The following is a 24,436-nucleotide window of genomic DNA, read 5'->3' on the forward strand; positions in this document are numbered from 1 at the left end:
GCTCAAGTGCAGATCAGGCTTGCGGAGCGGCCTGGCCCTGCTGCTCTTTCTGTGCTTTTGATTGCGCGTAAACGGCATCAAAATTGACCGGTGCCAGCATGACAGGCGGGAAGCTGCCGCGCACAACCAGTGCGTCGATAGTTTCACGTGCATACGGGAACAGGATGTTCGGGCATACAGTGGCCAGTGCGCGCTCAAGGTCGCCTTCGTTGAAACGGTCCAGCGTGAAAATGCCCGCTTGCTGAACCTCCACCAGGAACGCAATTGCATCTTCCTGTTTGGCTTCGATTGTCAGACGCAGGACAACGTTGTAAACGCCCTCGTCCAGCTTCTCGTTGCTGGTGTTCAGGTTAAACGTGATCTTCGGCGCCCACTGACCCTTGAATACATCCGGGCTTTTGGGGGATTCGAAAGAGGTGTCCTTCAAGTAGATGCGCTGCAGTGCAAACATCGGACCCTGTTGCTGGTCGCCCTGTGCGGCGGCCGCGTTACCATTCTGGTTGTTTTCGTTCTCTGCCATGATAAAACAGTCTCTCTTGCTTTCAGTCGTTTATGAAAAATTCAAACCTTACTACGGTGTTACCTGTTGTCTTGCCTGACCTCTTCCTGCCCGGCCGGCGCTTCCGCGGTCCTGCCGTCTTCGGGCTGCGACGCTTCCGGGGCTACTGATCCGGCCTCATCACTGGCACTGACTGCCGGGCCCGCTAGCGGGTCGGCCACCGGGGCCAACTCAGGCGCTGAGTTTGCGGTAGCTTTGTCACCTTTACGGGGCCGGGGTTTAGCAGCTTTTTTGCCTGCCTTCTTATCAGCCCCTTTTTTATCAGCGCCCTTGGACTTCTCAGCCTTCTGTATCAAAGGCAGATTCTGCGCCCGCCACTCGGCCATTCCGCCGCGTAGCTTTACAACCTGATCAAAACCCGCACTGCGCAGAATCTTGCAGGCATCTCCCGAATGCTGTCCCATTTTGCATACAACAATAATGGGGCGGGATTTCATTTTTTCCAGCTCTTTATCCGGACCCGCAACCTGAGCACCGAGTTTTGTGTGCGGGATGTGCACCGAATCAACAATGTGCCCGGTGTCATAATCCTTTTTTTCGCGGATATCGAGCACCACAGCATCGTTGCGGTTGATCATCATCACCGCCTGCTGCGGACCCACAGCCTGCGCACCAGTCTTGCTGCGATGAAAAATCAGCGCCAAAGCCAGTGCAATCCAGATACCCACAAGTACCAGATTATTACCGATAAATTCTAAATACTGCTCCATGACGTCTAAAGCCCTGAAATATCCTGATGTGGTATCAATGCGGTGTTACGCCGTTGCAAGGCTGCGAAGTATACACGGCTGTGGCCGGCAATGGTACTTTGCCACCGTTTCCGCGATAATAATGACCAGAAATCCCACAACGCATAGAGGCCATTCATGACCGCCAACACGCCGCGCCGCACTGCCCTGCTACTGATTCTTGATGGCTGGGGCCACCGCGAAGAAACCGACTCCAATGCCATCGCTGCTGCCAACACGCCGGTATGGGACCAACTCTGGCGCGAATGCCCCCATACACTGATTACGACATCGGGTATTGATGTGGGACTGCCCAGTGGCCAGATGGGTAATTCCGAAGTCGGTCACATGAACCTGGGCGCAGGGCGCGTGGTGTATCAAAGCCTGACCATGATCGACAAGGCGATTGAGACCGGTGATTTTTTTGACAACAAGGTACTGGCCGACGCCGCCAGCACGGCTGCCGCCAACAAAAAATCACTGCATATCATGGGCCTGCTGTCACCCGGCGGCATCCACAGTCACGAAAACCATATTCTGGCAATGATCAAACTGGCAAAAGACAAGGGCGTGAAACAGGTTTACCTGCACGCCTTTCTGGACGGCCGGGACATGCCTCCGCGAAGCGCCATGGCGTCACTGCAGAAGGTGGAAAAAGCACTGAACGATGCCGGCATCGGACGCATTGTGTCTATTGTCGGGCGTTATTTTGCCATGGATCGTGACCAGCGCTGGGATCGCATGCAGAGCGCTTATGACCTGATCACGCTGGGCGAGGCCGACTATCACTCCGATTCAGTTGATGCTGCACTGAATGCTGCCTATGCGCGCGAGGAAGATGATGAGTTCGTCAAAGCGACCCGCATTGGCGACGCCGTCCCCATGACCGATGGCGACAGCGTGGTGTTCATGAATTTCCGTGCCGATCGCGCCCGCCAGCTCGCCAATGCCTTCGTGAATCCAGAGTTCGACGGTTTCGAGCGCAAATCTGCGCCCAGGCTCGCCGAGTTTGTCACACTGACGGAATACTCGGCCGATCTGAAGTCATTCACACATTGTGCTTACCCGCCCCAATCCCTGCACAACACGCTGGGCGAATACCTGGCCAGCCAGGGCCGTACCCAGTTGCGCATTGCTGAAACCGAAAAATATGCCCATGTCACATTTTTCTTCAGCGGCGGACGCGAGCAGCCTTACGAGGGCGAAGACCGTATTCTGGTGCCTTCACCCGATGTTGCCACCTATGACCTGAAGCCGGAAATGAGCGCACCGGAAGTCACCGACAAACTCGACGCCGCCATTCGTTCTGGCGAATACGACGCCATCATCTGTAATTATGCCAATGGCGACATGGTGGGCCACACCGGCAGTTTTGAAGCAGCGGTAAAGGCGGTGGAAACACTTGATAAGTGTCTGGGGCAGTTGATGAAGGCGATTCGCGATAGTGGCGGCCAGTGTCTGATCACTGCCGATCACGGCAACGTGGAGCAGATGCTGGATGCCGAATCAGGTCAGGCGCTGACCTCGCATACCAGCGGCCCGGTGCCTCTGGTTTATGTCGGCGAACGCACCTGGCGCTTCACGCAGGAGGGAGCGCTGTCTGACATTGCACCGACACTGCTCAAACTGATGGACATGGAGGTGCCGGCCGAGATGACCGGCCATGTGCTGATGGCACCATGACGGCGACTGCGGCAGACACGCGCGACAGACGCATGATGCCCGCCGTTGCGCTGGTTTTCGGGCTGGGGCTGGCAGCGCTCAGTATCGCCTGGCCCGCCCATGCGCAGCAGGAAGCAACGGAGGCGCAACTGGCCGCGCTGGATGACAGCATCGGGCAGATCGAGAACTGGCTGCAACAGGCGCGCAGCCAGCGCTCAGAAGAGGAAGCGGCGCTCAGTGAGCTGAACCAGCGTATTGACGACATCAATCAGGACATCGCCAGCAATCAGCAGGATATCGCGCGCCTGGATGCGGAACTGGGCGAGCTGAATCAGCAGCAGGACCGGCTGCTGGCCGACAGCGAAACCCAGCGCACCATTGTTGCCCGCGCCCTGCGCGCCAGCTACATCAGTGGCGGTGACAGCCAGTTGCAACTGTTATTGACGCAACAGGATCCGACGACCGCTCAACGTATGATGGTTTATTTTAGTGCTTTCAACGAAGACCGTTTGCAGCAGATTCGTCAGTTTCAGCAAACGCTGGAGGCACTGGCGCAGACACGCGCCGACATTGATCAGACCCAGACCACGCTGGCCACAAGCAATGCCGCGCTGGCAATCCAGCGCGAAAACCTGGAGAACAGCCAGCGCGAGCGCACCCGCCTGATTGCCAGCCTCAATGCCGACATGGCCCTGCGCCGCAATGAACTTGAGCAACTGCTGCAGGATCGTGAGCATCTGCAGGAACTGATTGACGAGATCAATCGTATTATCGTTGATATCCCCGCGCCGGAAGACGCAACGCCGTTTGCTGAGGCCCGTGGCGAGCTGCCCTGGCCAGTCAGCGGCGACATACTGGCCCGCTTTGGCCAGACCTATGGCGGCAGCCTGCAGCGCCAGGGCATTATCATCGGCACCGAATCCGGCACCACGGTCAGAGCCGTGCACAATGGACGGGTGGTGTTCGCAGACTGGCTGCGAGGATCCGGCAACCTGATTGTAGTCGACCATGGCAACAGCTATATCAGCCTGTATGCCCACATGCAGAATTTCACCAAAGGGACCGGGGACTGGGTCAATCGGGGTGAGGCGCTGGCCGTGTCGGGAAGCGATGCTGGCAATGGCGCGCCGGGTGTGTATTTCGAAATCCGGCAGAACAGCCGGACACTGAATCCGCAGGACTGGCTGACCGCCGCTGACTGAATGGCTACCCAGCGAAGCCGCAAGCGCATAGAATGCAAATCAGTACGGTCTTAACAGCTAATCACAGGATCGCAGGAGCAGACATGTTGTCAAGTATCACCGCCTTTGTCACAGGCAGCACGAATCACACAATCGCAACCGCCGGCAGACATCACAGTGTCGCCCGCGTGCGCGGCGTTTGTCAGCGTGCACTGCTGCTGGCAATGTTCGCCACCGGTATGGGAGCTGCCTTCAGCGCTGCTGCCCAGCCAGTGGTCGAACCCGAAGCAGGCATCATTGACCTGGATGCGAGCGACGCGCCCCCGGAAGTCACCGGCGTTGATAGCACCAACAACATCAGTTCTGACAGCCGTGTCCGACCCTTGCCTATCGAAGAGGTCCGCCTGTTCGCTGAAGCCCTGGAGGCGATTCGTACCGCCTATGTGTCAGATATCGACGACCGGACCCTGATTGATTATGCCATCCGCGGCATGCTGGCCGGACTCGATCCACACTCTGCTTACCTGAGCGCAGACGATTACGACAACCTGCAGGAAAGCACCGAAGGCGAGTTTGGTGGCCTGGGCATTGAGGTCGGCGAAGAAGACGGTTACATCAAGGTCATCACACCGGTTGATGATACGCCAGCGGCACGCGCAGGCGTGATGCCAGGCGACCTGATTGTGGAAATCAACGGCCGCCCGGTTCGCGACATGCTGATCAATGATGCAGTAGAAATGCTGCGTGGCGAGCCCGGCAGTGATGTCGACATTACCCTGATGCGCAATACCGAATCCGAACCCATTGACGTCACCCTGACCCGCGAAGTGATCTCTGCTACCAGCGTGCGTCATCGCATGCTCGAGCCGGGCTTTGGCTATCTTCGCATCGCTCAGTTCCGGACCAACACCGGACGCGACGTTGTTGATGCTCTCAATGAAATGAAAGAGTCAAATGGCACACTCAATGGTCTGGTTCTGGACCTGCGCAACAACCCGGGTGGCATTCTGCAGTCATCGGTCCAGGTGGTTGATGCCTTTATCTCCAGCGGCCAGATCGTTTACACCGAAGGTCGCTTTGACGATTCCGATGGCAATTTCTTTGCCACCAGCGCTGACCCCAGCGACGGCGTACCGCTGGTGGTGCTGATTAACACCGGCTCAGCCTCGGCTGCCGAAATTGTTGCCGGCGCACTACAGGATCAAGGCCGTGCCGTTATCATGGGCACACGCAGTTTTGGCAAAGGTTCGGTTCAGTCGGTGTTGCCACTTAACAACGAACGCGCCCTTAAGCTAACCACGTCGCTTTACTTTACTCCGTCCGGCCGTTCAATTCAGGCGCAGGGAATCGAGCCCGATATCGTTGTTGATGAAGCGCTGGTGACACGCCAGATGCCACGACGCGGCATCTACTCTGAACGCGACCTGGAGGGTCACCTGCCTGGCGCCGACGAGTCAGAGCCAGGCAACAACGCACCGACCCCAATTACCAGTTCGGAACAGATTGTGGTCAGTGACTACCAGTTAAACGAAGCCCTGACGCTGCTCAAAGGCTGGCACATCATGGAGAGCGGGCGGCAACGTCGCCAGAGCGAGGAATGAACAAACACGTCGACAGCTTCATCAAGCGCTGGCGAAGCTTCGCGGCACAACCGGGTAATACCCATATCGCGTTGGCGGCTGCGTTGTTGTCTGGACTGATTCTGATGGTAGCGCTGGCTGACAGCGATCCTGACGGCACCGAACAGGCGGCTTTCGATACACCTGATGAAGCCACCGGCAGCATGATCAGTGACACCGCTAGTGATAGCAATAATAACGGAGTCAGCGATACAAGCACACTGGATTTCACTGAGACGCCTGCCACCGACACAGCTGGAATTGACGCACCAGCGCCGGAACACACGATAGCTGCCAACGCCGACGAGCCTGTCGTCGACACTACGGTGATTGCCGTCAACCGACTGGCCATCATACTGGATGACATCGGCTACAACGCCGAGGCTGGTGAACGAGCGGTCAACCTTCCGGGCGCTATCACCTACGCCGTATTGCCGTTCACACCACACGGCAAAATGCTGGCACAGATGGCCCATGACGCCGGCAAGGAAGTCATGCTGCACGCACCGATGAGTAATCTGGCAGGCATGGCACTGGGAGAAGGCGGACTGACTCTGACCCTGACCGAGGCAGAATTCACGCAGACCCTGCGCGCAGCAATTGCTGACATCCCTCACATCGCCGGCGTCAACAATCACACGGGCAGTGAGCTGACCGCCGTCGAACAGCCCATGCAATGGGTCATGCGGGAACTGAAAGCGCAGGACCTGTTTTTTGTCGACAGCATGACCACCGGTAAAAGTGTGGCGGCAAGAGTCGCTCTTGAGAATCAGGTGCCTACGATGAAACGGCACGTCTTCCTGGACAACGAAGCCTCACACGAAGCAATCGATCGCGAGTTTAAGCGCGCACTGGACATCGCGCGCAGCCAGGGTTTTGCCGTGGCGATAGGACACCCCTATCCGGAGACACTTGAGTATCTGGAGCAGGCACTGGACGACCTGCCCGCACTTGAAATTACGCTGGTGCCTGCCTCAGCGCTGCTCACGTTTCCCTGACCGGTTTTAATCATCGGCTTACAGGCTCGCGATGGTGCCAGCGGTCAACTGCTGTGGCGCAACGTGAGTCTCCACAAGCAAAGCCAGAAACCCAGCCTTCGCGTCAGCTAATATCCAGCCGCATGGTAATGCCCTGATCGGCCATGAACTGCTTGGCCTCGGGGATACTGTGTTCGCCAAAGTGGAAAATGCTGGCCGCCAGTACCGCGTCCGCACCGCCTTGGGTCACGCCATCGGCCAGGTGCTGCAGATTGCCAACGCCACCGGATGCGATCACGGGAACATCAACCGCATCGCTGACCGCCCTGTTCAATTCCAGATCAAAGCCAATTTTGGTGCCGTCACGATCCATGCTGGTGAGCAGGATTTCACCGGCGCCATAACTGACCATGCGCTTGACCCAGTCAATGACATCCAGGCCCGTCGGCTTACGACCACCGTGAGTGAAGATCTCCCATCGGCCAGGTTCGTCTACTGCGCTGACTCTTTTAGCGTCGACGGCAACAACAATGCACTGCGAACCAAATCGCTGCGCTGCCGCACGCACAAATTCAGGACTGGTCACCGCGGCAGTATTGATCGCTATCTTGTCTGCACCCGCGTTCAGCATGGTACGAATGTCTTCCAGAGTCCGAATACCGCCGCCCACGGTCAGCGGAATGAACACCTGACTGGCGATGGCTTCAACGGTCTTGACCGTAGTTTCCCGGCCTTCGCTGGAGGCCGTGATATCAAGAAAGGTTATTTCGTCGGCGCCGGCGTCACTGTAACGTTTTGCGATCTCGACCGGGTCACCTGCGTCACGGATATCAAGAAACTTGACGCCTTTGACAACACGACCCTTGTCGCAGTCCAGGCAGGGAATGATGCGCTTAGCCAGTGCCATATTACGCTCCCGCCCCGGTGTTCTCTGCGCCGCCGGCAAAGCGGTCGCAGTATGCCTGCGCCTGCGCCAGGTCCAGCGCACCTTCATAGATCGCGCGACCGGTAATGGCACCCATGATACCCGCGCCGACCTCAGTTCTAGCAACCTGACACAAGCCTTCTATGTCATCCATTCGACTGACACCACCAGAGGCAATGACCGGTATTGTGGATGCGCGCGCCAGCCGCAGGGTGGCTTCGACATTGACACCCTGCATCATGCCATCACGGGCAATGTCGGTATAAATAATTGCTTCAACGCCATTGTCGGCAAACTGACGGGCGAGATCGACGACATTGACCGTAGACACTTCCGCCCACCCGTCGGTCGCTACCCAGCCATCTTTGGCGTCGAGCCCGACAATGATACGACCCGGAAACGCTTTGCAGGCTTCGGCCACAAACGGCGGATGCCTGACCGCCTGGGTGCCGATGATCACATGTTTAACACCGACATTGAGATAATATTCAATGGTCTCAAGATCGCGGATACCGCCGCCGATCTGCAATGGCAGGTCCGGATAGGCTCTGGCGATGGCCTCCACAATTGCGCCGTTGACCGGCTCCCCGGCAAACGCGCCGTTCAGGTCGACCAGGTGAAGTCGACGCGCCCCCTGATCTCTCCAGTGACCTGCGGTTTTGACCGGGTCGTCGGAAAAAACCGTGGAATCTTCCATGCGGCCCTGCCGCAGCCGCACGCACTGGCCGTCTTTAAGATCGATTGCAGGGATTACCAACATTGTTCACACCTTGACATAAAATTTTGAAACTCTGACTCGCGACTGTTGTTCAGACGCGCCCGTCCCAGTGCAGGAAATTGTTCAGCAACTGCAGACCGCAGTGCTGACTCTTTTCCGGATGGAATTGCACAGCAAATAAAGAGTCCTTGCTCAACGCCGCCGCGAACACTTGACCGTATTCAGTGACACCTGATACTTGATCATCATTATCCGGCGCGACAAAATAGCTGTGCACAAAATAGAACCGGCTATCATCTGCAATGTTATGCCACAGGGGATGTTCGCCACGTTGCTGAACACAGTTCCATCCCATGTGTGGGACTTTTAAGCGCTGACCGTCCACATCAAGCAGGCTGTTGCCGCCACCAAATCGCTTCACTGAGCCGGGCAGCAGCCCCAGACAGTCAACGCGACCATTTTCTTCACTGCTGTTCATCAATGCCTGCATACCAACACAGATAGCCAGCACCGGTTTGCCTTGCGCCAGCGCCTCAGTGACGATGGCATCAACACCCAGTCGACGTATTTCTGCCATGCAGTCGCGGATGGCGCCAACGCCTGGGAAAATAATGCGGTCGGCGGCCAGAATACGCTCTGCATCACCGGTAACATCGACGCGGACGTCTTTGCCCAGACTTTCCATTGCTTTGGCAACAGAATGGAGATTGCCCATGCCATAGTCTATGACGGCTACGTTGTTCATAATTCAGAGGGTCCGGATTTTTTCAAACTGGCTTTAACCAACTGGCTGCTTACAAACTGCCTTTGGTCGACGGAATCACGTCCGCGCTGCGCGGATCAATTTCCATCGCCATACGCAGAGCACGGCCGAAGGCCTTGAACACGGTCTCAACCTGATGGTGGCTGTTCTGGCCGCGCAGATTGTCGATGTGCAGCGTCACCAGCGCGTGATTGACAAAACCCTGGAAGAACTCATAAAACAGATCGACATCAAAGCCACCCACCGAGGCTCGGGTAAACGGCACATTGAACTCAAGACCCGGGCGGCCGGAAAAATCGACCACGACACGGGACAGGGCTTCATCAAGCGGCACATACGCGTGCCCATAGCGGCGGATACCTTTGCGATCCAGCGCCTTGTAAAACGCCTGACCCAGGGTGATACCCAGATCTTCCACTGTGTGGTGAGCATCTATGTCCAGATCGCCTACGGCATGAATGTCCAGATCGATCAAACCATGACGCGCTACCTGATCCAGCATGTGATCAAGAAATGGCAGGCCGGTCTGGCACTTAAGTTCGCCGCTACCATCCAGGTTCACGCTCACGCGAATCTGTGTCTCTTTGGTATTGCGCTCTACACTGGCCTGACGATCGGGCTTTTCTGTGGTCATGGGTGTGCTCATGGATAAATCCCGGGCTGATTCGCTCATTCGAATAAGAAACGTGAAAATGCGCGCGCATTATACGCCTTTGCGAGCCCCAGGGGCCAGCTTTGCTGACCCGCGCTTTGTTTGTGAATGCTGCCAACGCCACCAACACCAGCGATGACGTGCTACTGCAAGCACTGGGACTGTGAGCTGCTGCCCATACCCGGGACAGTCAACTGGACACAGCTCGTCCCAGCTAGTATGGTCTGTAACGATTCACAAGTATGTGTATTGACACGCAAGGTGCCAGCCCTGACAGGCTCAGCCGCAGACTGCACTCTGGTGCTCGCGCTGTAACGGCATACCATCAATAAGTCACGCGCTGTTGTTTAGTCGCGCTACATCTTTGTATTTAAAATACATTTTTAGGTTTCAGCAGTATCATGCTAACCGCGATTGCAGCAACTCCGGTGACGTTGTAAAGGAGTTAACCATGATTAAGAAATTACTCGGCCTGCACGCCCTGTTTGCGCTCATTTTTACTGCCAGCGTTGCGCATGCCCAGCAGGCCGCACCGACTGAACCTGCTGCCGATGTGCCACAAAGCGCTGCTGACATTGACGCCGACCTGAAAGCAAAGTTTGTTGATGCCTATGGTGACATCATGTCTATTCAGATGCGCTATGCCGAACAACTCCAGGCTGTCACTGACGAGAATCAGGCCAGCACCCTGCAACAGCAGGCTCAGGCGGAGATGCAGGAAGCAGTAACTGACAACGACATTTCCATTCAGCAGTATAACCAGATCATCCAGCTGGCGGCCGCCGACGAGGAGTTGATGGCTGAACTGGAGACTGCGATAGCTGAAGAGATGGAGTCCTGAGACTTCATTCCGGACTCAGGGAGTGAGCCAGCCGAAGGCCCGCGAGTACTGCTCGCGGGCCTTTCTGTATCTGCACTCTTTGCTACGCTACAGCCACCTGAACCGCCTCGGCGAATCGTGCATTGGCCGCACTAATCCGTTAAACTTTTAAGTCCTTCCCCCACATTGCGGTACGGGACGCCAGAATCTATGTCGAAACTATTCAAGTATCTGATTTTCCTGCTGGCCGGCCTGGCAGTATTTGCTGTCGTGCTGGCGTTCATTCTGTTCTCTGTCATCGACCCCAATCGCTACAAACCCGCGATTGAAACAGCTGTCTCGCAACAGGCGGACATGCAACTGCGCATCAACGGGGACATCGACTGGACATTCCGCCCAGTGTTTGGCCTGAGCATAACTGATGTCAGTCTGCGCAACGGCGTCACGCCGCAGGAACTGGCCGCCTTCTCCAATATTGCACTGAAGCTTGATATCGGCAGCCTGCTGTACGGAAACCTGGCCGTACAGGAACTGGTAGCCGAAAACCTGCATATCAACTGGTTTGTTGATGCTCAGGGTCAGGCCAACTGGCTGGTTAACACTGACAGCAGCCCGGCGGCGCCGGAACAGCCCGGCGCCAGCAGTACTGACCTTCCCATAGACATTAACATTGCCGAAATACGCGTCATTAATGCCAGTATCGCCGTCCGCGACCTGAGCAATAATATTGACACACGCCTGCAGAATATAAACCTGAGCAGCCAGAACACCAACCTGGAGAACCGCCCCTTCCCACTCGAACTCAGTATGCGCCTGATCAATGAAGTCAGCGGTCAGGATCTGACCATGGAACTGGCCTCCACCGCGCAGGTCGATTTCAACGGCGGCAATATCAATCTTGATGACCTGCGGCTTAATGTCAGCCCGCTGGTACTCAGCGGCGACCTCAGTGTCAGCGATTTTCGTAATGCCATGCGCTGGCAGACCAGTCTGTCCAGCAATACCTTTAACCTGAGTCATCTGCTGGCGAACTTTATGGCCATTGATGAAGACAGCATGCCTGCGCACAATGAACAGCAATTCAGCATTCAGAACCTGCAGGCCAATGGCGATAGCACCGGCGCTACGCTTGGCGGACTGACCATTGCGCTGGACGGGACCACAGCGGAGTTACGCGGCGACTACCTGTTTGCCACTGACACCCGGCAGGCATTACTGGCTTACAACCTGACAGCAGATGCAATCGACCTGGATGCCCTGCTGCCGGCAACTGCGAACACCGAAACCGCTGCTGCCACCGATGCTTCAGACTCGCAACCAGGCTCGGCGACCGTGACCAGCAGCGCCGACACCGCACTGCCCATTGATTTCCTGCGCAGCATGAATATCCGCGGCGAACATCGACTTGAATCACTGGCTATGTCTGGCCTGCAATTCGCGCCGGTGGCGTTCGGCCTGCAACTGCAGGACGGTGTGCTTAATATCGACACCCAGCCAGTCGGATTCTATGACGGCGAGCTGGACGCCACCATCAATCTTGATGCCAGTGCATCGCCGGCACAGCTGGCCGTCGAGACCGGGCTCAATAATATCAGTGCCAGCGCCCTGACCGCCGATATGCCAAGACTGGATTTTTTCACCGGCCGCTTTAATGCCAGCACCACCCATATGATGCAGGGCGACACGGTAAACGCGCTGTTCGACAGTATAGATGGCGCCAGCACACTGCAGGTCAATGACAGCTCGGTCAACATCACCATGCTCAAACGCGTGTTCTCGGCCATTTCTGTGCTCAGCCCAAGCGGCAATATCGCGGCGCAGTGGCCCGACGTTGTCCGTTTCAACAATGCCGAGGCATTCCTGATTTTTGTTGATGGCATTGATGACAATCAGGAGCTGAATGTCCGCCTGGACAACTTTGACATCAGCGGTACCGGTGGCATTGACCTGGCGGCGGGTGAGTTCGATTACCGTCTTGATTTCTCCATTCTTGGGGAACCGGCATTACAGACCATACGCGTTAATGAAGATTTCCAGAATGTTGCCTGGCCGGTGCGTTGCGATGCCGCTTTCGACGATGCGGCGCTGCAATACTGCAGCCCGGATCTGCAACGTGTACGCGAGGTGTTTGCAGCCATCGCCAGGGACGAAATTCAGCAACGTGCCAGCGAGGCACTGGGTGAACAGGTTGACCGGCTGCGCAACCGGATTCAGGATCTGTTCCAGAACCAATAACATGCTGACAGTCTTTGGCGGAACACCACGTTGACTAATCTGATCGATACCGAGGCCGTGCTGGAGTGGTTTTACCAGCACGGCCGTCATGACCTGCCCTGGCAACAGTCCACGACGGCCTACCGGGTCTGGGTGTCGGAGATCATGCTGCAGCAGACGCAGGTGAGCACGGTCATTGCTTATTATCAGCGATTCATGGCGCGCTTTCCTGATGTGCAATCACTGGCCTCGGCACCGCAGGATGAAGTGCTGCATTTATGGACCGGCCTGGGCTACTACGCCCGTGCGCGTAATCTGCATAGAACCGCCCAGATGATTTGCGAGCAATACCAGGGGGAGTTCCCGCCCGACATTGAGGCATTGACCGCATTGCCCGGTATCGGCCGCTCTACCGCCGGGGCCATCCTGGCGCTGGCGATGGGACAGCGCGGCGTCATCCTGGATGGCAACGTAAAGCGTGTTCTGTGCCGGTACCACGCGATTCAAAGCTGGTCCGGAGAAACCCGAACACTGGCGCGGCTCTGGCAGATTGCCGAGGACACGACGCCGCAGAAGGAGATTGCGGCCTATACACAAGCAATGATGGATCTCGGCGCCACCGTGTGCACTCGCAGCAAACCTGCCTGCTCAAACTGTCCGCTGCAGTCCGGATGCGAGGCCTACAACCAGGGCATCACCTCGCAATTGCCAGTCAGCAAACCGAAAAAAACCTTGCCGCAGAAACAGACATACATGATTCTGTGTTATCACGACGATGCCACGGTCATGTTGCAACAGCGTCAGTCCAGCGGTTTATGGGGCGGCCTGTGGAGCCTGCCGGAGTGTGCTGACGATCAGGCACTGGCAGACTGGTTGCAAAGCCATGGCAGCGAACAGGATGAGCGGTGGCCCGCGCTGCGCCATACGTTCAGCCACTTTCATCTGCACATTACACCCGTGCTGGTGCGTGCTGCAGCATCGCCGCAGGTAAAGGATTCTGCCGGTTACCTTTGGTATCCACTGGACCATTCTCTCAAGCTCGGCCTCGCTGCTCCGGTCAAAAAATTGCTGGACCGGCTGGCTGGACACCACACACTAAACACAGACCAATCTTAGAGGGACACCATGAGTCGCACCGTATTCTGCAAGAAATACCAGAAACAACTGCCGGGCCTGCCCATGCCGCCGTATCCGGGAGCGAAAGGCCAGGAGCTGTTCGACAATGTCTCCGCTCAGGCGTGGCAGGACTGGCAGAAACAGCAGGTCATGCTGATTAACGAAAAGCACCTGAGCATGGCCTCGGCTGACGACAGGCGCTATCTGCAGGAGCAGATGGACCGTTTCTTTGCCAATGAGTCGTTTGACAGCGCCAGCGGCTATGTCGCCCCTGAGGCTGACCCGGACTCAAAGCCGGACGGCGAGTAAATCACGCCAGGCTTTTGTGCCCCGAAGACTTGACTAAGGCCGCCGCAACGGTTTTAATACGCGCCTTGTTGTGGCCGCAGCCTCAAACGCAGCCCCTCAACAAGGCAAGAAAAGATATGCCCAGATAGCTCAGTTGGTAGAGCAGAGGATTGAAAATCCTCGTGTCGGTGGTTCGATTCCGCCTCTGGGCACCATATACAAAAAGCCTCGCAATAGCGGGGCTTTTTTGTATGTGGAGCGTAGAGGCCGGATGAGAGCCACCGACCTGGTTCGAAAAACTGCGGCAGCAGTTTTCAACGAGTGCGACAGCACGAAGCCCGCAGGGGCCAAACAGCCCAAAGCTGTTTGGATTATTCCGCCTCTGGGCACCATATACAAAAAGCCTCGCAATAGCGGGGCTTTTTTGTATGTGAGGCCTTTCTGTCAGCTCCTAGCAGAGGCCAATCGGCCTGACGCAGTTCGGCTTCTTCCGCCTCTGGGCACCATTTAATCATTGATATTCAAACGATTCCCAAATACCCTCCTTTAGCTACGCCATAGCGCACCAAAAGCACCCTATAGTATTCTCAGCAATCACAACACCGAACAAAGCTTAATTTAGAGGCAACGTGTAAAAAAACCACTAGAGAGATCCGTGATGGAAAAACATCGGATACATTTTTGGGATCGCTGCTTCTTCAGGCGAGATATATCATTTCCTGAAAATAGTATGAGTTCTTCGATCCGCCGCCTGTCTATTGCTGTTGTCATCGCCGCAAACGAACCCTTTTTGTTTCGAGACGACAAGAATCGGGAAGAAAGTTTTCAAGGTATTATTCTCGGCCCGACTGTAAATGACGCCAGCATTCGCGCAATCGATTCCCATATCACCACCTTCGATGCATTTATTACGACGCCAACGTATAGGGATTTGCTTCATGCCCTGGATGGAAGATCTTCAAGGCCACTCACCGTTGCAGAACTACGCTCTACTCAACAAATTTGTAGAGAAAATTTTAACAAAACACTAAACCAGGCAGAGATTTCCCGGCTCTTCGACTCGGTTATGTACACGCTGTGTGACAAAAATTCGGCCCGTGCTCTCGACCCCAGGATCAGCAAAGTATGTGCTCTTGTGGAAAAACATCCTGCCAATGAAATAACAATCAAGTCACTCGCCGATCACGTACATCTTTCAGATTCCAGATTGCGGGCACTCTTTAAACAAGAGATGCAATGCACGCTCTCTTTGTATATTCGCAATGTATCTGCCTGGAAAACCGTACCAATGCTGGCCAGGGGCATGAACTTCACTGAGGCAGCGCAGGAAGCAGGGTTCCATGACTTGTCTCACTACCATCGAGCTGTGTCCGAAATTACAGGAGGCCCGCCGAGCAACATAAAGGATAAAAAATTCAGCGTGTCTTTCGGGTTCGATTCCAACTAGCCAGGCAGGGGCTAAAAGTCAGTCGATTGGTACAAGCGAAACATTCGCCCGCATCCTATACTCTTCTCCAATTGTCATATCTATGTGACATCCCGGAATCTTTTGGAGAAGAGACCAATCATGACACCCAAAGATCTTAAGACATTGAAATTATTAAAAATAAAACCTGCTGTCAGACGCGGCATAGCGGCGACACTGCTCGCCGGACCGATGGTTCTGTTTTTTGGTAGTGCTTCCTCAAATGAAGAGGAATTTTCCCTTTCTTTCTTTGGTTTCGAAGAAAGCGCTTACACGGACGAAGGTGCAGCCGGCCTGAACCAGATCCTTTCCGGAACGATGTTTGATTTGGCAATACCTTTAAGCGCTCTGCAGTTTCAGCAGGTGGTTGCTGCCAACCAGGCAGACGCACTAGGATATGATGCCTCTTCACTGGCAGGTAAGTATTACAGTGAAGGCTCCCTTCCTTCAGTGACGGAAGAAGCCGGATCTCCCCTGGATCTTGGTCTTTCACCATTCGAACGCGACGGCAAGCAGTACGCAAGCCTGAATTGCTTTGCCTGTCATGCTGGCGTCGTTAATGGCGTGGTTGTTGCTGGACTTGCCAGTAACAGCATCTTGCAGGAAGCAACTGCTCTAACCGATGTTCGGGGAGAGGTCGTACGAGGCGATAACTATGGCCAGTATGCCGTCTGGAACCTGGCGGCAAGCCTTGCCGATCCTGCAAAAACTGGCCTGTTAACGTCAGACGAAGAGACAGAGCTCACGGAACTCATGCAGAACACAACACGACCGCCAGTACAGGCAATGCCCTGGTGGACCATGAAGTACAAAGTTCGTGATTACTGGTATGGCGATGGTGGCCCTTACGATGCGGCTCATTTTTCGCTGAATTTTAGTATCGGAAACGAGCGCATTAACGACCGCCATGCAGAGCATGTTGAAATGACGGCTCGAGCTCTGGCATTTGCCAGGGAAACAGTATCACCGGTCTATCCTGAGCAGCTGGACGCCTCACTTGTAGAGATGGGAGCTCAAATTTTCCATGGGGAACTGGAGCCGGCAGACAGGTCTACATTTGCTGCATGCTTTCAATGCCACGGCGAATACACCAAAAACCCTTCTGCCCCAGACTATAGTTCGCCAGGGTCCTGGATTGTGAACTACAGCGGTTCGGAAATACTAAGAAACGTCGGAACGGATCCCAGCTATAGCGAAGTTATTGCAGAGTTCGGGCCCGTTATCGAACACCTTGATAAACTCGCCACTTACTATGAGGCACAAGGAACGCCTGAACTAACGCCGGTGGATAAACCATTGGAAGGGATCGGATATATTCCACCACCTCTCGTTGGCGTGTGGACGACAGCCCCCTATTTTCACAACGGCTCTGTTCCCACGATTGAAGCCGTGTTGAATTCAAAACTACGTCCTGAAATCTGGGTGAGGGATCAAAGCCCCTATGCCTATAATTTTGAAAGTGTGGGAATGGAGTACACGACACTATCCCAAGGACAATACGATGACCTGGCCGCCACCGCTGCCGCCGCCCCGGAGAAGAGTCGAGCTAGAATCGATATGACCTATATTTACAATACCAATAACTTTGCTAGAGGAAAGATGGGGCACACCTGGGGGGACTCCTTAAGCAATGAGGAGCGCATGGCCGTTATCGAGTTTTTGAAGAGTCTGTCAGGGCCAGATATGCCGCCAGCGTCACCAGGACAACAACAGGCCAATCTGTAACTTACGGATTTTAGCGCCCAACACAAAAAAGCCTCGCGGTAGCGGGGCTTTTTTGTGTTGGGCTGATTTGCATGTGGCTCGCAGAGACTCGGGGATCGCTGGTTCCGGGCAGCAGCCCGAAGTTTCAGGATCCACGCACTCCTAGTGCTTAAAGATCACGTAAAACGCATGAATAACGCCTGGAATAAATCCCAGCATGGTCAATAAGATATTGAGCCAGAACGGAAATTTTATGCCTACCTCAAAAAAGACACCCAGCGGTGGCAACAGTACAGCAAAAATCATTTTAATCGGATCTGTCGGTGTAAATGCCATGATATTCCCTCTCCATGATTGCTAACCAAGAGTCTCCACCATAACATACACCGGCAGGCGTGCGCTCACGCCCCATTCGCACGGCCACCGGGAGTGCTTACATCATGATTGTCGAAACGCCTCGCCAGGACCAGCTTGTTGATCAACCCCACCGAATTGAAAAAGACCTGCTAGGCCCTCTGGCCGTGCCGGCGGAAGCTTACTACGGTGTCCAGACTCAGCGTGCGCTGGAGAACTTTGTGTTGTCTGGCGTACCACTGGCACACTTCCCAAAGCTGATTCTGGGCCTGGCCATGGTAAAAAAGGCTGCTGCCGCCGCCAACCGCGACATCGGTGAACTCAGTGCAGCCAAGTACGACGCTATCGCCCATGCCTGCGATCGCCTGATCGACGGCGAATTTCACGAGCAGTTTGTTGTGGACATGATTCAGGGCGGCGCCGGCACCTCCACCAATATGAACGCCAATGAAGTCATCGCCAATGTGGCTCTGGAATACATGGGGCACGCCAAGGGTGAGTACAAACATTTGCACCCAAATAACGACGTCAATATGTCTCAGTCCACCAATGACGCCTACCCGACCGCCATCAGGGTCGGACTGCAGTTATCACATGCGGAACTGGTCGACAGCCTCGCGCTGCTGCAACAGGCTTTTGCGGTAAAGCGGGACGAGTTTCATGATGTCATCAAGATGGGTCGCACCCAGCTGCAGGATGCCGTGCCGATGACGCTGGGCCAGGAATTTGGCGCCTATGCCACCACACTGGGCGAAGACATTGAACGTATCGCTGGTCTTTATGATCTGCTGCGCGAGGTTAATCTGGGCGGCACTGCCATTGGCACCGGCATCAATGCCGACCCCCGCTACGCGGTGCTGGCGGTGTCCCACCTCAGTGAAGTGTGCGGTCATCCGATGCGACTGGCAAGCGACCTGATTGAAGCAACATCCGACATGGGGGCATTTGTCCTTTTTTCCGGCATGACCAAGCGCCTGGCCATCAAACTGTCAAAAATATGTAACGACCTGCGCCTGTTGTCGAGTGGACCGCGAACCGGATTCAACGAAATCAACCTGCCTCCCCAGCAGCCCGGCTCATCGATAATGCCCGGCAAAGTAAACCCGGTAATTCCGGAGGCGGTTAATCAGGTAGCCTATCAGGTCATCGGCAATGACCTGGCCATCACCATGGCAGCGGAGAACGGCCAGTTACAGCTCAACGTCATGGAGCCTTTGATTGCCTACAAGATCATGGAATCGATGCGCCTGTTGCGTCGCGCCATGGATATGTTGCGTGAACGCTGTATTGTTGGCATTACCGCCAACCGCGAGCGCTGTCTTGAACTGGTGAATAACTCCATTGGCCTGATTACGGCACTGAATCCGTATATCGGTTACGAAGATGCGACACGTATTGCCCGCGTCGCGCAGGAGACTGGACGCAGTGTGCTGGATCTGGTGAGAGAAGAGAATCTGCTCGACGAGGCCATGCTGGTCGAAATCCTGAAACCAGAGAACATGGTCAATCCACGCGCCATCAAACGCAAATAGACACAAAAAGCGAGGGGCGACAATGGAGACGGAGGGATTTGCGCAGCAAATCTAACCTCCGTCTCCATTGTCGCCCCTTTCTTCAACGTTTTACTCTGTCCGCCTTAGAACGTCTTGCGGATACCCACTTCGAACACACGTCCCAGCGGGTTGCCGATACGTGGATCGTAGCCGAATTCCTGACGTGAAGCCGGCGGTGCTTCATCCGTGATGTTGGTCACTGAAGCACTGAACGTTGCGAACGAATGATCCCAAATCCAGTGGAGATCACCTGACAACCAGCCGCCTGGGTCAACACCATAGAACGAAGGTCCGAACGGCGTAGTGGTACCCGGCTGGAAACCACTGGGAACCAGACCCGCTTCGTTTATTGAGCCATCGTCATTGTAGTAGCGCTCATCTTTAACGCCATCAATGTAGCTCAGCACAAAACGGAAATTGTGATCGCCCTGCCCGTAGTTCACGTTCAGGTTTGCGCGCCACTCCGGAGCCGCCTGCGCAATAGTGGCGAAGTTCAATGTTCCCAGGCGCTCATCACCCGGATCCAACTGGAAACCATCAAGCACGGTTTCGCCAAACGTGAACTCTTCTACCTTGGTCAGGGTCAGGCCCAGACGCATGTCACCGGCAAACGCCGGAAAGCTGTAACGCGCCTGAATATCAAAACCATTGGTAGTCTGGCCGGGACCATTACCGAACTCAGTCGTGATACTGGCAAAGTCATTGGCCGTCGTGACACCCTGATTACACGCACCGCCGTTGAATTGCACACGCCCAATCAGTGGGTGTGAACAATCTGCCAGCGCAGTGCGGTTGGTGGGCACACTGGTGGAACCGGGCGGTGGAATGCTGAATACCGAGTCAGCAATCGTATTCGCTGATGCCAACAAACCCAGCTCGTCTTCCGTTTCAATGCTGAAGTAATCAACAATAAACTGGAAGTCGTGTGAGGCATCAAATCCTTCTGACTGCCAAATTGCCCCAGTGCTCCACACTGTCGCCGTTTCCGGCTCAATGCCTGTCGCGGTAATGGTTGTAGCACCGCGCCAGTCACCACCAGCGATGGTATAGCTGTTAACACCCGTATTGACCTCACCCGGCACCAGGTCAGCCCCCGGCGCCTGATAGTTGGTGCCATAGGAGCCGCGGAATGACAGGTTGTCGGTCATATCATACTTGCCTGACACCTTGTACACCGTGGCACTCAGGTCCCCACTGAAAGCTTCGTGACGCACCGCTGCAGTCATTTGCAGTGAGTCGAGTAACGGCAGATTGAATTCGGCGAATGCCGAACGCTGATCCTGCGTGGTAGAGTCGGGCTCATTGATGCCAAAGAAGAAGAACGGGCCCGGGCCATCAGGCGTACAGCCATTGTACTCTGGATGATTCGGATCCAGCGGACGCTGCTCCGGCCAGAAACACGGTGTCGCACCATTGTAGATCGGGTCCGGCACGGTCTGTCGGTTCTTGGTATCACGGTACTGAACACCAGCACCCCAGGCGATGTTGCCACCGGGCAGTTCAATGCCGGTCTGGCCACTGAACACCAGGTCTACTGTGGCATTCCAGGAGGTGGTTTCGCCGTATCGCTCGTTGAAAATCCACTCGCGAAGCTCTTGTGGGTTCTGCAGGCTGGGATCATAGCTCGGGTTTGCCAGCCCAAGTTCCGGCTGACTGGCAAAGTTGGAGGCAAACGGGTTCCAGTACATACAGTCACCCACGCCGGCGAGGGCGGGGTTCTGTGTGCCCAGACGATCCGGGTTCTGGTCCTGAACATTACAGTTGGGCCCACCAAAACCGTACAGAGCATTCTGCAGTCTCGCGCCCATGATGTCAGGCGCTGACGCACGGCCATCAAACTGGTTATAGGTAATGGCAAAATCGTAGGCAATCTGGTTTTCGAACTCGCCGGTCAGACCGGTAGAGATGTGCCAGTATCGCGCCTCGTTCTCGTTGGGCGTACTGTGCAGACCATCGCTGGCGAATGTGTCATTACCACCGTGAGCAAAGGCCCGGTAGGTGATGGGCGTGAACCCCTGCGTAATGGCTGACAGCGGGTTATTGGCCCAGCCGGAGCGCTGCACGAATTCATCAACATACGGGTTGGTCACTGGCGCATAAAGCTGGTAGGTCAGACCTGATGTCTGCGCCGGCCCACGTACCACTGGCTGAGAGGGCGATCCATAAGCCTCGGGAGTATGGACACGGCTGTAAGCGGCACGTGCGTAAAACTCCATGCTATCTGACATCTGCGTGGTGATCTGACCAAACAGTCGATAAATCTCGTTTTCTTCAACGATGTTGTAGAACGGGATATAGCCGTAGTTACAGGTAAAGGCACCTACAAATACGCCGCCAACCGCTTCACAGGAAGACTGGGTAAAGTCGGAAACCAGGCCCAGAGGCGTACCCCATTCCGAGTTCGCGGTATTACCTGGCGTTGCAGGCAAGCCTGCTCGCGGCACCCAGCCTGCCAGGTTGGTCAGACCGGACCACGGCGCAGGGTTGACGCCATAAGGCAGACTGGCAAAGTCTCGTTCGCCGGACTGCAGGCGTGAACGGTGATCCCACTCGGCAGCCACCATCAGGTTGCTGTCGCCCACATCCCAGCCAGCTTTGGCGGATACGCTCCAGTCACCGTCCGAATCAAAACCGCCTTTGTAGGAGGAACTGAGCTCGAAGCCCTCGAAGTTGTCTTCGGTGATGAAGTTGACAACACCACCGGTCGCATCAGCACCGTAGGTTACTGCAGCGCCATCCTTGAGGATTTCGATACGACTGGTGACTGATGATGGGAATACTGAAGAGTTCTGCGGTGTACGGCGTCCGTTGAACAACGTCAGGGTTTTGTCCGAACCAATACCGCGCAGGTTGAAACTGACGTTACCGGTATTGCCGGACCCGCCAAAGTAATAGGCTTCCCCGGTGACGGGACCGCCTGCGGTCAGGGTTTTGACGAAATCAAGTGCGGTCGGGCTGCCAGTTTCCTGCAGCTCGGCTGCGGAGAAAACTTCAACCGGCAGGGCGGCGTCAAGCGGGGTACCACGAATCAGGGAACCGGTTACAACAACCTCTTCAATTTCAGGTTCCTGCGCGGCGACGGGAAGTGCGGTACCGGCCATCATGATCGCCAATACCAGGGACTTGCGTTTGCCTGGATAGACATTTCGCATGGGTCGCTCTCCTATAGTTTTTGTTCTTATTTTGCTGTTGTTTGTTTTTGTTTTCGGAAAAAAACACCACAACTACAACTACGTGGAATAGCCGACATCCTGGTATTGCCCAGGATCAAAACGGAGTCTATATCCGTCAAACGATCGTTTCAATATGTTTGTGACCAATTGTAGCGATTTATGACGCGCGCCTTATGTACCCCCGTTACACTTGTATATCAGTAGCACCTGACATCTAATAAATGGCTGCCGAACGTTCCCGGCATTTTCAGTAATCAGGAGTCCATGATGACAAACATGAAAAAAGCACTGGCTGTTGCTGCGGCCGCCATTTCTGCTCTGGGCCTTGCCGCCACTCTGGCTGCCCAGCCTTCAACGGCACCCGAGGGTGCAAAGGTCTATATTGTGTCGCCCCAGCACGGGGATACCGTAGGCACCAATGTTACCGTGGTGTTCGGGCTTTCAAACATGGGCGTGGCGCCAGCCGGAATTGCCATGCCCAACACCGGTCATCATCATCTGTTGATCAACAAGGAAGAGCTGCCGGCAGCGGGCCAGCCCATGGGCGCGGATGTCACGCACTTCGGCCTGGGCCAGACGCAGACGTCGGTCACGCTGGAACCAGGTCAACACACCCTGCAGCTGGTACTGGGTGATCACCTTCACATCCCGCACAGCCCGCCGGTGATGTCCGAAAAAATTACCATCACAGTGGAATAAAGCCGCCGCCACCGATGCCTTGTTCCACTGGCGTGGTGGCGGCATAATACGCACCATGAGTTACGCATTCCTGCCAACGACCAACAAGGCTGCGCCGACATGCTGAACTGGACAGATATCGACACTGTCATGTTCGATATGGACGGCACCTTGCTGGACCTGCATTTTGACAATTATTTCTGGGAAACGCTGGTGCCCGCCACCTATGGTGAGCGCATCGGCATGGATGCAGAAGCTGCCTGGTCGCAACTGCAGCAACAATATCGCGCCTTGCATGGCACACTGAACTGGTATTGCATCGATTTCTGGTCGGATAAACTGCAGCTAGATATTCAGGCCATGAAGGATGCAACACGCGACAAAATCTCCCTCCGCCCCAACGTGCTGCCTTTGCTGACCCGTTTACAGACGCACAACAAGAATGTGCTGCTGGTCACCAATGCCCACCCTGGCAGCCTCAAACTGAAAATGCAGCATACCGGCCTGCAGACGCATTTTCAGCAGACCATCAGCTCGCATGATCTGGGCCTGGCCAAAGAAAACCCGGGTTTCTGGCGTGCATTGCATCAGGTGGCCCCCTACGATCCGGCGCGAACCGTGCTGTTTGATGACAATTTTAATGTGCTGCAGCGCGCCCGCTCGGAAGGCATTCGCCACCTGTTCGGCATTACCTTGCCTGACAGTCAGCGCCCACCGGTACAGCACGATGATTTTGTTTGTCTGCATGACTTTGAGCAGATAATGCCCCCACTGCTTCAGGCAACCGGCACCAGCAATGATGGCCGCTGATAAAGGTCGCAATACAGATCAATCTGATACAACCCGGGTTCGCCTGGATAAATGGCTGTGGGCAGCCCGTCTGTTCAAGACCCGGGCGCTGGCAAAAGCAGCCATTGAAGGCGGTAAAGTTCAGATTGGCGGCAACAAGGCCAAGGCTGGCAAGGAGATCGGACTGGGCACAGAGATGACTGTCCGCCAGGGCTGGGACGAAAAAACTCTGACCGTCACCGGCTTGTCTGAACAGCGGCGTGGCGCGCCGGAAGCCCGGCAGCTGTATTGCGAGACCGACGCCAGCATCCGGCAACGTGAGGCTCTGGCGGAGCAACGCAAGCTGCAGGCAGCAGGGCAACACGCCCATGAAAAACCCAACAAAAAAGACCGCCGCCTGCGCCAAGCCATGAAGGGCCGCCGCGAGTAGCCTGGATGCCGTCCGCGGGCGTGTCTATCAGGTATTCACTTCCGGCTTTTTTTGCCATAATGCCGACA

22 protein-coding genes and 1 tRNA gene are annotated in these 24,436 nt (G+C 55.5%); 15 read left to right on the plus strand and 8 right to left on the minus strand.

Translation table 11 applies throughout. The annotated features are described in order from the left end of the window. Positions 1-13 precede the first annotated feature (13 nt). Together secB and PHACT_RS06925 are read right to left on the minus strand one after the other, a co-directional pair. The gene (gene secB / locus PHACT_RS06920; protein ID WP_070116515.1) at positions 14-520 is read right to left on the minus strand and encodes a protein-export chaperone SecB; all 507 of its coding nucleotides are present in this window, start codon (positions 518-520) and stop codon (positions 14-16) included. Positions 521-579: 59 nt separating this feature from the next. Continuing rightward, positions 580-1,269, minus strand: coding sequence for a rhodanese-like domain-containing protein (locus tag PHACT_RS06925; protein WP_070116516.1), 690 nt, complete (start codon positions 1,267-1,269; stop codon positions 580-582). 156 nt (positions 1,270-1,425) lie between these two features. Here PHACT_RS06925 and gpmI point away from each other — a divergent pair, with 156 nt between their 5' ends. From gpmI to PHACT_RS06945, 4 genes are all read left to right on the plus strand, one after another. Then, entirely contained in the window at positions 1,426-2,970 is a 1,545-nt protein-coding gene (gene gpmI, locus PHACT_RS06930; RefSeq protein ID WP_070116517.1) for a 2,3-bisphosphoglycerate-independent phosphoglycerate mutase, read from the plus strand. Beyond that, the gene (locus tag PHACT_RS06935) at positions 2,967-4,151 is read left to right on the plus strand and encodes a murein hydrolase activator EnvC family protein (RefSeq protein ID WP_070116518.1); all 1,185 of its coding nucleotides are present in this window, start codon (positions 2,967-2,969) and stop codon (positions 4,149-4,151) included. The genes gpmI and PHACT_RS06935 overlap by 4 nt, the downstream gene beginning before the upstream one ends. A gap of 83 nt (positions 4,152-4,234) precedes the next feature. Then, the gene (locus PHACT_RS06940; protein ID WP_070116519.1) at positions 4,235-5,731 is read left to right on the plus strand and encodes a S41 family peptidase; all 1,497 of its coding nucleotides are present in this window, start codon (positions 4,235-4,237) and stop codon (positions 5,729-5,731) included. Further along, complete coding sequence (locus PHACT_RS06945; protein WP_083264406.1) at positions 5,728-6,747, plus strand: divergent polysaccharide deacetylase family protein; 1,020 nt, start codon at positions 5,728-5,730, stop codon at positions 6,745-6,747. Before PHACT_RS06940 ends, PHACT_RS06945 begins: the two co-directional genes overlap by 4 nt. Positions 6,748-6,850: 103 nt before the next feature. On the opposite strand, the gene hisF is transcribed toward PHACT_RS06945, so the two are convergent. Genes hisF through hisB form a run of 4 tightly spaced genes read right to left on the minus strand, consistent with a single transcriptional unit; the run spans position 6,851 to position 9,766 of the window. Further along, a complete protein-coding gene (gene hisF, locus PHACT_RS06950; protein WP_070116520.1) occupies positions 6,851-7,633 on the minus strand; it encodes an imidazole glycerol phosphate synthase subunit HisF in 783 nt (260 codons plus the stop codon). Position 7,634: 1 nt separating this feature from the next. Then, complete coding sequence (gene hisA / locus PHACT_RS06955) at positions 7,635-8,411, minus strand: 1-(5-phosphoribosyl)-5-[(5-phosphoribosylamino)methylideneamino]imidazole-4-carboxamide isomerase (protein WP_070116521.1); 777 nt, start codon at positions 8,409-8,411, stop codon at positions 7,635-7,637. Positions 8,412-8,460: 49 nt separating this feature from the next. Beyond that, a complete protein-coding gene (gene hisH / locus PHACT_RS06960; protein WP_070116522.1) occupies positions 8,461-9,114 on the minus strand; it encodes an imidazole glycerol phosphate synthase subunit HisH in 654 nt (217 codons plus the stop codon). Between the two features lie 49 nt (positions 9,115-9,163). Next, complete coding sequence (hisB, locus tag PHACT_RS06965) at positions 9,164-9,766, minus strand: imidazoleglycerol-phosphate dehydratase HisB (RefSeq protein ID WP_139141554.1); 603 nt, start codon at positions 9,764-9,766, stop codon at positions 9,164-9,166. A gap of 469 nt (positions 9,767-10,235) precedes the next feature. Here hisB and PHACT_RS06970 point away from each other — a divergent pair, with 469 nt between their 5' ends. The 7 genes from PHACT_RS06970 to PHACT_RS07000 all read left to right on the plus strand — a co-directional run bounded on the left by PHACT_RS06970 (position 10,236) and on the right by PHACT_RS07000 (position 17,412). Beyond that, positions 10,236-10,625, plus strand: a complete 390-nt coding sequence (locus PHACT_RS06970; RefSeq protein ID WP_070116524.1) for a DUF4168 domain-containing protein — start codon at positions 10,236-10,238, stop codon at positions 10,623-10,625. A gap of 189 nt (positions 10,626-10,814) precedes the next feature. Then, positions 10,815-12,839, plus strand: coding sequence for an AsmA family protein (locus tag PHACT_RS06975; protein WP_070116525.1), 2,025 nt, complete (start codon positions 10,815-10,817; stop codon positions 12,837-12,839). Between the two features lie 30 nt (positions 12,840-12,869). Beyond that, positions 12,870-13,934 carry an A/G-specific adenine glycosylase gene (gene mutY, locus PHACT_RS06980; protein WP_070116526.1) on the plus strand — a complete coding sequence of 355 codons (1,065 nt, stop codon included), beginning with the start codon at positions 12,870-12,872 and terminating at the stop codon, positions 13,932-13,934. A 9-nt stretch (positions 13,935-13,943) separates the two neighbouring features. After that, positions 13,944-14,243, plus strand: a complete 300-nt coding sequence (locus PHACT_RS06985) for an oxidative damage protection protein (RefSeq protein WP_070116527.1) — start codon at positions 13,944-13,946, stop codon at positions 14,241-14,243. 118 nt (positions 14,244-14,361) lie between these two features. Further along, positions 14,362-14,437: transfer RNA gene (locus PHACT_RS06990), tRNA-Phe, on the plus strand. Positions 14,438-14,952: 515 nt separating this feature from the next. Further along, positions 14,953-15,669, plus strand: coding sequence for a helix-turn-helix transcriptional regulator (locus PHACT_RS06995; protein ID WP_070116528.1), 717 nt, complete (start codon positions 14,953-14,955; stop codon positions 15,667-15,669). Positions 15,670-15,789: 120 nt separating this feature from the next. Beyond that, a complete protein-coding gene (locus PHACT_RS07000) occupies positions 15,790-17,412 on the plus strand; it encodes a c-type cytochrome (protein ID WP_070116529.1) in 1,623 nt (540 codons plus the stop codon). Positions 17,413-17,553: 141 nt separating this feature from the next. Here PHACT_RS07000 and PHACT_RS07005 read toward each other — a convergent pair whose 3' ends face one another. After that, a complete protein-coding gene (locus PHACT_RS07005; RefSeq protein WP_070116530.1) occupies positions 17,554-17,727 on the minus strand; it encodes a YqaE/Pmp3 family membrane protein in 174 nt (57 codons plus the stop codon). A 104-nt stretch (positions 17,728-17,831) separates the two neighbouring features. Here PHACT_RS07005 and aspA point away from each other — a divergent pair, with 104 nt between their 5' ends. Beyond that, positions 17,832-19,277 (plus strand): aspartate ammonia-lyase, encoded by a 1,446-nt coding sequence (gene aspA / locus PHACT_RS07010; protein WP_070116531.1) that lies wholly within the window; start codon positions 17,832-17,834, stop codon positions 19,275-19,277. A gap of 104 nt (positions 19,278-19,381) precedes the next feature. Here aspA and PHACT_RS07015 read toward each other — a convergent pair whose 3' ends face one another. After that, entirely contained in the window at positions 19,382-22,450 is a 3,069-nt protein-coding gene (locus PHACT_RS07015; RefSeq protein ID WP_070116532.1) for a TonB-dependent receptor domain-containing protein, read from the minus strand. Between the two features lie 297 nt (positions 22,451-22,747). Here PHACT_RS07015 and PHACT_RS07020 point away from each other — a divergent pair, with 297 nt between their 5' ends. From PHACT_RS07020 to PHACT_RS07030, 3 genes are all read left to right on the plus strand, one after another. Beyond that, positions 22,748-23,170: a DUF4399 domain-containing protein gene (locus tag PHACT_RS07020; RefSeq protein ID WP_070118206.1), complete on the plus strand. Its 423-nt coding sequence runs from the start codon at positions 22,748-22,750 to the stop codon at positions 23,168-23,170. A gap of 99 nt (positions 23,171-23,269) precedes the next feature. Continuing rightward, on the plus strand, positions 23,270-23,959 hold the full coding sequence (gene yrfG / locus PHACT_RS07025) for a GMP/IMP nucleotidase (RefSeq protein WP_070116533.1): 690 nt from the start codon (positions 23,270-23,272) through the stop codon (positions 23,957-23,959). Then, on the plus strand, positions 23,946-24,368 hold the full coding sequence (locus PHACT_RS07030; protein WP_245730617.1) for an RNA-binding S4 domain-containing protein: 423 nt from the start codon (positions 23,946-23,948) through the stop codon (positions 24,366-24,368). The genes yrfG and PHACT_RS07030 overlap by 14 nt, the downstream gene beginning before the upstream one ends. The last annotated feature ends 68 nt before the right edge of the window (positions 24,369-24,436 follow it).

Source organism: Pseudohongiella acticola (assembly GCF_001758195.1).
Taxonomy (GTDB): Bacteria; Pseudomonadota; Gammaproteobacteria; order Pseudomonadales; family Pseudohongiellaceae; genus Pseudohongiella; species Pseudohongiella acticola.

Coding starts and splice junctions, on each gene's coding strand:
- PHACT_RS07020 (WP_070118206.1), top strand. CDS start 22,748: ATGAAAAAAGCACTGGCTGTTGCTGCGGCCGCCATTTCTGCTCTGGGC.
- PHACT_RS06970 (WP_070116524.1), top strand. CDS start 10,236: ATGATTAAGAAATTACTCGGCCTGCACGCCCTGTTTGCGCTCATTTTT.
- PHACT_RS07005 (WP_070116530.1), bottom strand. CDS start 17,727: ATGGCATTTACACCGACAGATCCGATTAAAATGATTTTTGCTGTACTG.
- gpmI (WP_070116517.1), top strand. CDS start 1,426: ATGACCGCCAACACGCCGCGCCGCACTGCCCTGCTACTGATTCTTGAT.
- PHACT_RS07000 (WP_070116529.1), top strand. CDS start 15,790: ATGACACCCAAAGATCTTAAGACATTGAAATTATTAAAAATAAAACCT.
- PHACT_RS07030 (WP_245730617.1), top strand. CDS start 23,946: ATGATGGCCGCTGATAAAGGTCGCAATACAGATCAATCTGATACAACC.
- PHACT_RS06925 (WP_070116516.1), bottom strand. CDS start 1,269: ATGGAGCAGTATTTAGAATTTATCGGTAATAATCTGGTACTTGTGGGT.
- hisF (WP_070116520.1), bottom strand. CDS start 7,633: ATGGCACTGGCTAAGCGCATCATTCCCTGCCTGGACTGCGACAAGGGT.
- aspA (WP_070116531.1), top strand. CDS start 17,832: ATGATTGTCGAAACGCCTCGCCAGGACCAGCTTGTTGATCAACCCCAC.
- hisB (WP_139141554.1), bottom strand. CDS start 9,766: ATGACCACAGAAAAGCCCGATCGTCAGGCCAGTGTAGAGCGCAATACC.
- PHACT_RS06995 (WP_070116528.1), top strand. CDS start 14,953: ATGAGTTCTTCGATCCGCCGCCTGTCTATTGCTGTTGTCATCGCCGCA.
- PHACT_RS06975 (WP_070116525.1), top strand. CDS start 10,815: ATGTCGAAACTATTCAAGTATCTGATTTTCCTGCTGGCCGGCCTGGCA.
- secB (WP_070116515.1), bottom strand. CDS start 520: ATGGCAGAGAACGAAAACAACCAGAATGGTAACGCGGCCGCCGCACAG.
- PHACT_RS07015 (WP_070116532.1), bottom strand. CDS start 22,450: ATGCGAAATGTCTATCCAGGCAAACGCAAGTCCCTGGTATTGGCGATC.
- PHACT_RS06940 (WP_070116519.1), top strand. CDS start 4,235: ATGTTGTCAAGTATCACCGCCTTTGTCACAGGCAGCACGAATCACACA.
- PHACT_RS06935 (WP_070116518.1), top strand. CDS start 2,967: ATGACGGCGACTGCGGCAGACACGCGCGACAGACGCATGATGCCCGCC.
- hisA (WP_070116521.1), bottom strand. CDS start 8,411: ATGTTGGTAATCCCTGCAATCGATCTTAAAGACGGCCAGTGCGTGCGG.
- hisH (WP_070116522.1), bottom strand. CDS start 9,114: ATGAACAACGTAGCCGTCATAGACTATGGCATGGGCAATCTCCATTCT.
- PHACT_RS06945 (WP_083264406.1), top strand. CDS start 5,728: ATGAACAAACACGTCGACAGCTTCATCAAGCGCTGGCGAAGCTTCGCG.
- yrfG (WP_070116533.1), top strand. CDS start 23,270: ATGCTGAACTGGACAGATATCGACACTGTCATGTTCGATATGGACGGC.
- PHACT_RS06985 (WP_070116527.1), top strand. CDS start 13,944: ATGAGTCGCACCGTATTCTGCAAGAAATACCAGAAACAACTGCCGGGC.